This is a genomic window from Enterobacter cloacae complex sp. 418I7 (assembly GCF_050030705.1).
In the GTDB taxonomy this organism is placed as follows: domain Bacteria; phylum Pseudomonadota; class Gammaproteobacteria; order Enterobacterales; family Enterobacteriaceae; genus Enterobacter; species Enterobacter intestinihominis.
Genome location: NZ_JBLGUU010000001.1, coordinates 3,707,425 through 3,717,508, shown reverse-complemented (window position 1 = coordinate 3,717,508; position 10,084 = coordinate 3,707,425). Strand labels below are relative to the sequence as shown.

At 49.5% G+C, this 10,084-nt stretch carries 11 protein-coding genes and 1 pseudogene; 10 read left to right on the top strand and 2 right to left on the bottom strand.

Annotation, left to right across the window (positions count from 1 at the left end; all coding sequences use genetic code 11):
* Positions 1-78 precede the first annotated feature (78 nt).
* Positions 79-393: a hypothetical protein gene (locus ACQG0S_RS17850; protein ID WP_048965623.1), complete on the top strand. Its 315-nt coding sequence runs from the start codon at positions 79-81 to the stop codon at positions 391-393.
* On the opposite strand, the gene ACQG0S_RS17845 is transcribed toward ACQG0S_RS17850, so the two are convergent.
* Positions 390-1,196: a DUF4225 domain-containing protein gene (locus tag ACQG0S_RS17845; RefSeq protein WP_048965624.1), complete on the bottom strand. Its 807-nt coding sequence runs from the start codon at positions 1,194-1,196 to the stop codon at positions 390-392. The genes ACQG0S_RS17850 and ACQG0S_RS17845 overlap by 4 nt on opposite strands.
* Before the next feature lie 240 nt (positions 1,197-1,436).
* Between ACQG0S_RS17845 and ACQG0S_RS17840 the strand changes: the two genes are divergently transcribed.
* The 8 genes and pseudogenes from ACQG0S_RS17840 to ACQG0S_RS17805 all read left to right on the top strand — a co-directional run bounded on the left by ACQG0S_RS17840 (position 1,437) and on the right by ACQG0S_RS17805 (position 7,375).
* A complete protein-coding gene (locus ACQG0S_RS17840) occupies positions 1,437-1,853 on the top strand; it encodes a recombinase family protein (RefSeq protein WP_225303262.1) in 417 nt (138 codons plus the stop codon).
* Positions 1,854-1,915: 62 nt separating this feature from the next.
* Positions 1,916-2,614 (top strand): hypothetical protein, encoded by a 699-nt coding sequence (locus ACQG0S_RS17835; protein ID WP_046618721.1) that lies wholly within the window; start codon positions 1,916-1,918, stop codon positions 2,612-2,614.
* A gap of 2 nt (positions 2,615-2,616) precedes the next feature.
* The gene (locus ACQG0S_RS17830; protein ID WP_045308812.1) at positions 2,617-3,042 is read left to right on the top strand and encodes a hypothetical protein; all 426 of its coding nucleotides are present in this window, start codon (positions 2,617-2,619) and stop codon (positions 3,040-3,042) included.
* Between the two features lie 77 nt (positions 3,043-3,119).
* Positions 3,120-4,275 (top strand): annotated as a pseudogene (locus tag ACQG0S_RS17825) (IS3 family transposase).
* A gap of 163 nt (positions 4,276-4,438) precedes the next feature.
* Positions 4,439-4,582: a hypothetical protein gene (locus tag ACQG0S_RS17820; protein ID WP_023298535.1), complete on the top strand. Its 144-nt coding sequence runs from the start codon at positions 4,439-4,441 to the stop codon at positions 4,580-4,582.
* A gap of 212 nt (positions 4,583-4,794) precedes the next feature.
* The gene (locus ACQG0S_RS17815; protein WP_426750650.1) at positions 4,795-5,970 is read left to right on the top strand and encodes an OmpP1/FadL family transporter; all 1,176 of its coding nucleotides are present in this window, start codon (positions 4,795-4,797) and stop codon (positions 5,968-5,970) included.
* 63 nt (positions 5,971-6,033) lie between these two features.
* Positions 6,034-6,663, top strand: a complete 630-nt coding sequence (locus tag ACQG0S_RS17810) for a winged helix-turn-helix transcriptional regulator (protein WP_048965626.1) — start codon at positions 6,034-6,036, stop codon at positions 6,661-6,663.
* 100 nt (positions 6,664-6,763) lie between these two features.
* Entirely contained in the window at positions 6,764-7,375 is a 612-nt protein-coding gene (locus ACQG0S_RS17805) for an outer membrane beta-barrel protein (protein ID WP_022649276.1), read from the top strand.
* Between the two features lie 58 nt (positions 7,376-7,433).
* Here the strand turns inward: ACQG0S_RS17805 and ACQG0S_RS17800 are convergent, their stop codons facing one another.
* Entirely contained in the window at positions 7,434-7,832 is a 399-nt protein-coding gene (locus ACQG0S_RS17800; protein WP_022649275.1) for a hypothetical protein, read from the bottom strand.
* 171 nt (positions 7,833-8,003) lie between these two features.
* Here ACQG0S_RS17800 and ACQG0S_RS17795 point away from each other — a divergent pair, with 171 nt between their 5' ends.
* Positions 8,004-9,986, top strand: a complete 1,983-nt coding sequence (locus ACQG0S_RS17795; protein WP_048965627.1) for an alkyl/aryl-sulfatase — start codon at positions 8,004-8,006, stop codon at positions 9,984-9,986.
* Positions 9,987-10,084 lie beyond the last annotated feature (98 nt).

Below are 10,084 nucleotides of genomic sequence, written 5' to 3'. Positions count from 1 at the left end.
CTGTAAAGTTCATCAGTATGATTGCTTGCACAATCAGCGATTGGGAAAACACTTCTGGAAGATTAGGGACGAGACGATATGAAAGTGACTGACGAGGCTTTGTTACGTTCAGGGTTTACACCATCGGATTTGCAGAAGATAAAAAACAACGTTGAAAGCTATGGCGGAACCTTGGGGGAAGCGATTCAGGATCTGGCTAATCGATTCAGGGTTGTTTTATGGATAGCATCGGCATGTCTGATGGTTTTTATCATTTTAGTATTGTTTTCTGCGAAAGAAACCGTCGTGGGTGGTGGGATATCAATTCTGATCGCAATAGTCATCGTTGCATTTATTCAGCCGCCAGTCCTTTCTTATAAATCCTGGCGGTTCTGGAGAAAATTCAGAGACTAATGGTTCGATGTGTCAGTAGCAAGCAGGTCAAATATTACTTTGGCCTTAAGTCCATAACCTACTATTTTCATTGTTAATTTTGGACGGCTCATCGTATCGACCCTGCGATAGAAATCACGGGGCATCCATTTAAATAGCCTCCATGCCTCGGGTCTTCTGGCTAATCCAAAGATGCTATATACACTTGCAGTTAACGTAATAGCGTTATAAATCGCAAGTCCTGTTTCAGGCTTGAAACCCATAAACTGGGCCGCTTCCAAAGTGCCATCAGCCACAAGCCCCTCTGTTTTATATTGTTTTCCATATATACCAGGAATAATTTCTTTTGACAGACCGTTAATGCCATCTGTTACAAGGATAGCCCCTGCCAGCATACCTAAAGGTGTCATCGTAGCGACCATCAACGCACCGCCAGCAATTGCCATTCCAGAAACCACAATGTGAATAGCTGAAATTATGTAGCCGACGATTTTATTATTTTCCTTAACAAATTCGACCTTCGCGTAAAGCTGTGCGGCTCTGGTTCTTAACAGGCGTTCTTGTTCTTGTAGATTATCTGTTTCAGCACGCAGATTTTTGATGCATGCAATGCATTCTTCATCGGTTTTGGCCCGTCGTGCAGTTTCAAATTCTTTATCTACAACCTGTTTTATCTCTTCGACAAACTTGATACGTGTAAGACCATCTTGCAAATAGAATGCTGACAGCCGGTTTGCTGTTTCGACGAGTTTCCGGGCCTCCAGATTCACCATGGTATCTGACCATGTTCTGTTCCAGCCCCTGTTAAGCAACGCAATATCCATTAAAGACTCCTTTCCAAAATGTGTCTGGTCATTTTACGTGCAATAAGGTCGAAGACAACAGGAAATACTTACACAACCCGCCCCCGTAGGTGTCCCGTCTCTTTATCCTCCCAGTTTACATCCTCCTGCTTAAAATATCCCCGGCTCTATTATAGATCCGCTGAGTGGATCGATTAGCCGCCTAATAATTTCACTGGATCTGCATGAAACATCCTGGTGTTATCACTGCGTTACACTACTTTGCTTGCGTTGCAATTTGCCTCGCTTTATTACAACAGGCGAAACGCTGTCTTCCTGTGCCTTTGCCGTAACACTGCTGACTTGCTGGCAATGGTTGAGCGGTTAACAGAACGGGGTGTAGTTGTTCAGATCCACAAAGAGGATTTTAAGACCGGGAAGAACTCTCCAGCAGGTAATATGATGCTGACCGTACTGGCAGCAGTCGCACAGATGGAACGTGAAACGATGCTGGAGCGCCAGCGTGAAGGTTACGAAGCAGCAAAAGCCGCAGGCAGGATCACCGGACGGGGCAAAGGTCGCTCTATTGATCGTGAAGCCATTAAAGCAGAACTCGCAGCAGGTAAAACCATTCGTGCAATCGCAGAAAGCCACAACGTCAGCACCAGAACAGTCATGAACATTAAGGCCGAAGCCTGAACAATTCTGCTTAAAAATAGGCTATAACATTGGCAACATAAATCTTTCAAGGAGATGAAAGGATGAGCACCAGAGCGGAGATAAAGGATGGTGCGCAGTTTGACGTTTTGCGAAGGGGTGTCGTTTATACTGAGGTGCTTGGCTGGGTTGACATGGGGCACGCTCGGGGTAGTGATATCATGGAGCTTAAAAGCCAGTTTATCGCGGGGGAGCTTAGCGGCAAACCTTCCTACATGGTGATGTATCGGCAGGACATGCACTTTGTGAAATTCAACTCACAATTCGGTGTAGGCAAGTTCTCTCGCTGGGAGATTAAACGTGGCCGGAGTACCGAAGATATTAACAGAATCATGCTGGCGATGATGATGAACACAGCAGCTCGATTTGAAGGCTTGCAAAGCCTGCGGGCTTTCTCCTGGTACACTGATAGTGGCTTTAGTGGTGAAGACTTGGTTTCTGATCTGTTCGGATTCCATCGAGCTATCATGCCAGGACGGTACGGATACCGCCTTAAACCTGTCAGTTATGATGCCGCCGTTCGTCGCTGGGATCATTACGGTGCTATTGGTTCCCATAAAAACCGTGGTTTCCGTCCGATTCTGTTCCCTGACCCGGAAGATCCGTGTGTGCGTCACCAGCCGTACACGGTGAACCTCCCGCATTTTATGACATGGCTTAAGCCGTGGGACGATTTCAGCTCTGGTAATGTCAAAGTTATTACAGACAATGGGACGTCACTTGGGTACACAGGGGTGAAGTGATAATGCGTAAATTCTTTAAATGGAGCATCCTGATATTAATTACGGGTGTTATCCTATGCTGGCTATTTGTCTATCTTGTTGCATCCGGTATCAATGAAGCTACCACATACACTGAAAATGATTTTTTCAATTATCACTCCCTGACTGATAAAGATATTGAGAAGGCTCCGCGTATATCGAATAATTATTACTTTGAATCACATCCCGGAGATGGATACGCCCCCTCAAACACAATCATTTTTAGGGGAGTATCTAACGTCGAGCCGATGAGGGCTTATTTGTCTAAGCTGGGCTATACCAAACAGAAAGGCGGTTCGAGGGAGGCGGAAATATGGACGAAGCCAGAGCAGATGAATAGTGCTCTCTTTTACCTGCGCTTTGATGCTGCTACTGGCGAAGCAGAACTAACTAAGGAACTGAATAACTGAATGTCCGTAGTGGCACACTGAATTTGGCCACCTGAACTGAGGTGATATGCTCACCTCAGAACAACACAGGTGCTTCAATGAAAAGAAGAAATTTTAGTCCTGAATTCAAACGCGAATCCGCTCAGCTGGTTGTCGACCAAAATTACACCATCTCTGACGCTGCCAGGGCAATGGATGTTGGTCTTTCCACGATGACAAAATGGTTCAAACAACTGCGTGATGAGCATCAGGGCAAAACGCCAAAAGCCTCCCCGATAACGCCGGAATAAATCGAAATACGTGAGCTTGAGAAAAAGCTACAACGTATTGAAATGGAAAACGAAATTCTAAAAAGGCTACCGCGCTCTTGATGTCAGACTCCCTGAACAGTTCTCGATAATCGGGATACTCAGGACGCGTTATCCTGTGGTCACTCTCTGCCAGGTGTTCGGGGTTCATCGCAGCAGCTATAAATACTGGAAAAACCGTCCTGAAAAGCCTGACGGCAGACGAGCTGTATTACGAAGTCAGGTACTTGAGCTGCATGGCATTAGCCGTGGTTCGGCCGGAACAAGAAGCATCGCCACAATGGCAACCCAGAGAGGCTACCAGATGGGGCGCTGGCAGGCTAATGAAAGAGCTGGGGCTGGTCAGTTGCCAGCAACCGACTCACCAGTATAAGCGTGGCGGTCATGAGCACGTTGCTATCCCGAATCATCTTGAGCGACAGTTCGCCGTAACGGAGCCCAGCCAGGTGTGGTGCGGTGATGTGGCCTATATCTGGACAGGTAAACGCTGGGCGTACCTCGCCGTTGTACTCGACATGTTTGCAAGAAAACCAATGGGCTGGGCAATGTCGTTCTCACCGGACAGCAGACTCACCATGAAAGCGCTGGAAATGGCATGGGAAACGCGCGGTAAGCCCGTCGGGGTGAGGTTCCACAGTGACCTGGGTAGTCATTATACGAGCAGGCAGTTCCGGCAGTTACTGTGGCGATATCAGATTAAGCAGAGTATGAGCCGGTGTGGAAACTGCTGGGATAACAGTCCAGTGGAGCGCTTCTTCAGGAGTCTGAAGAACGAATGGGTGCCGGTGACGGGTTACGTAAGCTTCAGCGATACAGCTCACGCAATAACGGACTATATCGTTGGATATTCGTGCTCAGACCGCACGAATATAATGGTGGGTTACCACCAAACGAATCGGAAAACCGATACTGGAAAAACTCTAACACTGTGGCCAGTTTTTGTTGACCACTACAACTGCACCGCTCACTGCTTCATCGCTGAACCAGCGAATAACGCTATAACCAGCATCGGCTATCTGCTGCTTCTGGTTTTCAACGTAACACGCTAAGTTGCACATTTCCTGTACCCTGGATACCCTGAGATTAATCCTAATAACTCAAGGGTGAGTATGGCTAGCGGGAAGAGAAAGAATCAAAAGGAATCGCCTGAAGAAGAGTTAGATCGCCTGCTGGATGAGCTTGAACTCACACCGGAGCAACGGGAGTTTATTGAATCCATGCGAGAGGATAAGAGCGATCCCAGTAGTGAGTAACGCTTGTCTTAAGCCGAACGAGTACAAACGGCATTGTAAGAAATTCCTCACCCGGTGCATGCAGAATCACGGTGCCTTTGTTCCGGCTGTCGCTGGAGTGTCATAAATATAATTACGCGCGCGCATAATTTAAAATTAAACCCTCTTTCTTTTTACGTAATCAATCGCCCCTGTTATATCTGTCGGCAAATTTTTTATTTCCCGGATCGCAGATGAAAACACGACTCCTCCTGTGCGCTGGCTTATTAGCTGCCTCCAGTGCCCATGCCAGCGCCCTCTATTTTTATGAAGCTGGCACCGAAGATACCGCGCTTGCCGGAGCAGGGCAGGCGGCTCGTGCGCAGGATGCCTCTACAATTATGACCAACCCGGCTGGCATGACGTCCTTACCGGATCATATGGTCACCGGTGGGTTACAGGTTATGGATGGCTCCATCGACAACCAGCTGGATAACGATGCCCATCAAAGCCCCGGCGATGTGATGAAAACCATCCCGAATGCCAGCGCCTTTTATAACCAGAAGGTGACCGATAATCTTTATGCCGGGGTCGGGCTTTACGGTAATTACGGCCTGGGGATCGACTACGGCAGCTGGGCGGGCGACAGGCTGATTAAAAAGAGTACCATGGTAGCCATGACGCTCAGCCCCTCGCTGGCCTATAAGCTTAACGACCGTCTTTCGATTGGCGCGTCCGCCAACGTTAACTACGGTTACTTCTCGCTGACTCGCAGCGTTAACGATGATGACTACCGGCGACGCGATGAAGACCTGGCCATGAGCTATCGGCTTGGGCTGCTGATGCAGCTAACTGACCAGACCCGAGCCGGTATTACCTGGAACAGCGAAACGGACTACAGCTTCAATATTGACGGCAACGCGCGTCTACAGAACGGCACCTACGACCTGCCGGTGTCAGCACAAATCAGCGCGCCGCAGCAAATTATGCTCAGCCTTGTGCATGACATTAACCCGCAGTGGTCGGTTATGGGCGATCTCGGCTGGCAGGACTGGAGCCAGTTCGGCGCGCCGCAAATCGTCGTCGGGGACCAGCAGCTGAACAACGTCAGCCGCCTGAAGGACACGTGGCACGGTGCGGTGGGCGTGCAGTATCGTCCAACGCCTCAATGGCGACTGAATGCCGGTGTGGCGTTCGACAGCTCGCCGTATGAAAGCCAGAGCGATGTGGCCTTAACCTTACCTACCGGCGATGAGTGGCGATTTGGTACGGGAGCCCAGTATCAGATCACCCCGGCCAGCAATATTGGTATTGCCGTGTCGTATCTTCATATGCAGTCGTCGCATGTGAAATCGCCGGTGGCGTTTGCCGGAAGTTACGACCATCCTTATCTTTGGTTTGCCAGCGTCAACTACAGCTATCAGTTTTGATCGGCTAACCGCTTAAAATATATGGTCTATAATGGCAGATACTGAATGTCAGAAGGTTGTACCATGCATATTTTACCGCCTGTTCGACCCGAAAAATCCATCGAACGACTGACCGCTATCCTTGAGCCGATAGCGGAGAAAGTGCACGTTATTCCACGTAAGCGACTCACCTGGTTACGGAAGGGGAAACAGCAGATGTACCTCTTTCTGGAAGGGGAGCTGTCCCTGCTGCGGACATCGGATGGACTGGTGGTCGTGACCGTTTACGAGCCGCATTTGTTTGGTATTGCTGAGATGATCCAGCCTACGCAAGGCCATTTTCTCCGTGCGGAAAGGGAGTCGACCATTTTACGTCTCGATGCGGACAAGGCGGCCGAGTTATTCCGTGCCGAGGGCGTCTGGGAGGATGTCGCAGCGCTGCTCTCATACCATACGGCCTATTTGATATTCCGTGATGCGCAGGTACTCCAGCAGCGTACCTATTCCGTTATTCGTAACCACCTTCAGGAAATGATTTTGCTCCCGGAGGAGACGCGTTTGCGTACCACGATACTGGAATATATTCAGGATCGTACGCTGCTTTCTCGCAGTAGTATACTCAATGTATTATCCGCCCTTAAACAGGGAGAATATATCTCCTTTAAGCGCGGTGGGTATTTGCTTGAAGTCAGACACTTACCTGAATCATTCTAGGGGAAGTTTAAAATTAAACAGAAATGGAATTAACGAGGCTGTTAATTTTCTATATCGTTTGCTTTCTAAGTTTTATCTTTATTAAGTAAACGGTATATTTATGAAAAAGACAGTTCTCGCTTTGATTATGGTTAATGCGTTTACCGCCACTTCCGCGTTCGCCGCCGCTGATGCGGGCACCTGGTATGGCGGAGCGAAATTCGGCTGGTCACACTATTTTGATACCAATATGGGTTCAAAAGCGTTTGATAACAATAATTCCGACCACTTCGATTTTGACCATGATAATGTCGGTGGGGGTGTTTATACGGGTTACCAGATTACCCCATGGCTTGCGGTAGAAGGCGGTTATGATTATTTAGGCAACATGCAGATCAAGGGTCAGCATGGCGCAGGGGCGCAAATGAAGACGCAGGGTCTGCAAATGTCCCTGAAGGCCAGCTATGCCTTGACCAATGACTGGGATATCTACGGCCGTGCCGGTGCGATGGGCTATCGCGCTGAATCCGATGTAAGTGGTCACAATCGTTTTGAAACCGGTGTGCGCCCGCTTGCAGCTGTGGGTACTGAATACGCCTTCAATAAAAACTGGGCTGGCCGCCTGGAATATCAGTGGGTAAGCAATGTGGGTAATGCAAACCAGATCGGTGTGAGCAGCGACCTGAGTTCCGTCACCGCAGGGCTTAGCTATCGCTTTGGTCAGTACGACTGATGCATGTGATATGGCGATTAAGAAAAACCCGGCTGCTATGTTGCCGGGTTTTTTGTTGTCAGCTGGCGAATAACGGTTCAAGCATAATATGAATATTTTGCAGGCCCGTGACATTATTGTCTTTCAGGTATTGCTGATTAACCATATCTAACTGTTCCAGTTTGGTCAGCGAGGCGTAAACGCGTTGAACAGCGCTGTCCGCAACAAAAATTTCTTTTGCGGTAGTGTCCTGAAGATACTGTGATTTTACGCTGCGCGTTAAGTTATCGATCTGCTGTTTATTTTCCTGATAAAGAGACGCGATATGAGATATCTGTGCCTGCGGCGGTTTTTCCCCCGGTAATACCAGCGGAATTTGCAGATGATTAATCTTTTCAACGTTGTCTGGTGGTGGAGAGCTACATGCTGTTAATGTGCTCAGACTTAATATAGCGAAAAAGAACGGCAGGCTCTTCATCGAATCACTCCGGGGAAATAATTGGACTCAGCATTATCCCTGAAGGCCGCAGCGACGAAAGAATAAACTTATTTATTTATAAACGTTATTTCCATAGGTAAAAGAAAAGCCCGGTGATAGCCTCCTTTCCCCCCATGTACCGCCAGCGTGAATATGACGCCTCGAGGATGTATGAAATTTAAAACTCTCGTTAGTGCGATGGCCGTTGCTGGTCTGCTATTGGCCTCGTTGATCTCATTGCCTGTCCTGGCACAAAAGGAGGTGAAGGAAGCCACTGCCCATACGAAACAAATGAATGATGCACTTTATGGTCAACTGCCCTTCTTTGATAAAACCGATTTCCGAAATGCGCATAAAGGCTTTATTGCCCCGCTGCCACCTGCGGTGATTAAAGGTGAAAAAGGCGCCGTTATCTGGAATCCCCAGAAATACGCTTTTATCAAAGAAGGGCAAAAAGCGCCGGATACCGTCAACCCGAGCCTGTGGCGTCAGGCGCAGCTGAATAATATCGGCGGTCTGTTTGAAGTCACGGAAGGCGTCTACCAGATCCGCAACCTCGATCTGTCGAATATGACAATCATAGAGGGCAAAGAGGGGATCACGGTTATCGATCCGCTGGTGTCTGCGGAAACGGCTAAAGCGGGCATGGATCTTTACGTTAAGCATCGCGGCAAACGTCCGGTTGTTGCCGTTATTTATACCCATAGCCACGTCGATCATTATGGCGGCGTGCGTGGCGTAATTGATGAAGCCGGGGTAATGTCCGGCAAAGTGAAAGTCTATGCGCCAGCCGGTTTTATGGAAGAGGCGGTATCGGAAAATATCATGGCCGGAAACGCCATGAGCCGCCGTGCCAGCTATATCCACGGAAACCTGCTGAAACCCGGTGTGAAGGGGCAGGTGGGGGCAGGTCTGGGGACTACCACCTCAGCCGGAACGGTCACGCTCATCGCGCCCACTCACTCTATTACCGAAGAGGAGCAGAAAGAGGTCATTGACGGTCTCACCTATGACTTTATGCTGACGCCGGAATCGGAAGCACCGTCTGAAATGCTCTGGTATGTGGAAGAGAAAAAGCTGATCGAAGCAGCAGAGAACGTCACTCACACCCTGCACAATACCTACTCGCTGCGCGGGGCGAAAATACACGATCCGCTGGCATGGTCAAAGTACATCAATAACGCCATCGATCGTTGGGGTGATAAAGCGGAAATCATTATCGCGCAGCACCACTGGCCCACGTGGGGTAACAAAAAAGTGGTGAAGCTGATGAAAAGCCAGCGTGATATCTACCGCTATATCAACGACCAGACGCTCAGACTGGCGAATAAGGGGCTGACGAGGGATGAAATAGCCGCTAATTTCGCCCTGCCTTACGGGCTGGCTAAATCCTGGGCAGGCCGTGGCTATTACGGCTCGGTAAGCAACAACGTCAAAGCCACCTATGTCTACTATCTTGGCTGGTTCGACGGCAATCCGGCGACGCTCGATGAACTGCCTCCGGTCGAGGCGGCGAAAAAGTATGTCGATTACATGGGCGGAGCCCGCGCGATCCTTGAAAAAGCCCGTGTCGATTATGCCCGGGGGAATTATCGCTGGGTGGCTCAAGTGGTCAGTAAAGTCGTTTTTGCCGATCCGAATAATAAAGCGGCGCGCGAACTGGAAGCCGATGCGTTTGAACAGCTGGGATACCATGCGGAGTCAGGGCCGTGGCGTAACGCCTACCTCACCGGTGCGCAAGAGTTGCGTAACGGCGTGAAGATAAAGCCGACGCCCAAAACCGCCAGCCCGGATGCGGTCCGTGCCATGTCGACTGAGATGATTTTTGACTACTTCGGCGTTCATCTTAACGGCGTCAGAGCAGCGAATGCCAGAGGCGTTTTTAACGTTGATTTAGGCCGCGAGGGCGGCAGGTATAAGCTGGAGCTGGAGAATGGCGTGCTAAACCACAGTGCCAATATCCAGGCAGAAGATCCGGATGCAACCATTACGCTCAGCCGCGAAACGCTGAACAAAATCATCCTTAAGGAGACCACGCTGAAAAAGGCGCAACAGGCAGGAGAGGTGACGATCGTCGGCAACGCCGCGAAGGTAGACGAAATGCTGCGCTGCATGGAGAGCTTCAGTTTCTGGTTTCCTGTCGTCACCCCTTAAAAGTAAAAAAGGCTGCTTTCGCAGCCTTTTAGCATTCGCCAGCAACAATTTGCCGGGTGGCGGCTTCGCCTTACCCGGCCTACACTCTGCGCTGCTTA

Bases quoted from the DNA above. Each gene is read 5' to 3' on its own strand.
- ACQG0S_RS17800 (WP_022649275.1), bottom strand. From the start codon at position 7,832: ATGAAGAGCCTGCCGTTCTTTTTCGCTATATTAAGTCTGAGCACATTA.
- ACQG0S_RS17845 (WP_048965624.1), bottom strand. From the start codon at position 1,196: ATGGATATTGCGTTGCTTAACAGGGGCTGGAACAGAACATGGTCAGAT.
- ACQG0S_RS17810 (WP_048965626.1), top strand. From the start codon at position 6,034: ATGCATATTTTACCGCCTGTTCGACCCGAAAAATCCATCGAACGACTG.
- ACQG0S_RS17795 (WP_048965627.1), top strand. From the start codon at position 8,004: ATGAAATTTAAAACTCTCGTTAGTGCGATGGCCGTTGCTGGTCTGCTA.
- ACQG0S_RS17830 (WP_045308812.1), top strand. From the start codon at position 2,617: ATGCGTAAATTCTTTAAATGGAGCATCCTGATATTAATTACGGGTGTT.
- ACQG0S_RS17805 (WP_022649276.1), top strand. From the start codon at position 6,764: ATGAAAAAGACAGTTCTCGCTTTGATTATGGTTAATGCGTTTACCGCC.
- ACQG0S_RS17820 (WP_023298535.1), top strand. From the start codon at position 4,439: ATGGCTAGCGGGAAGAGAAAGAATCAAAAGGAATCGCCTGAAGAAGAG.
- ACQG0S_RS17815 (WP_426750650.1), top strand. From the start codon at position 4,795: ATGAAAACACGACTCCTCCTGTGCGCTGGCTTATTAGCTGCCTCCAGT.
- ACQG0S_RS17835 (WP_046618721.1), top strand. From the start codon at position 1,916: ATGAGCACCAGAGCGGAGATAAAGGATGGTGCGCAGTTTGACGTTTTG.
- ACQG0S_RS17850 (WP_048965623.1), top strand. From the start codon at position 79: ATGAAAGTGACTGACGAGGCTTTGTTACGTTCAGGGTTTACACCATCG.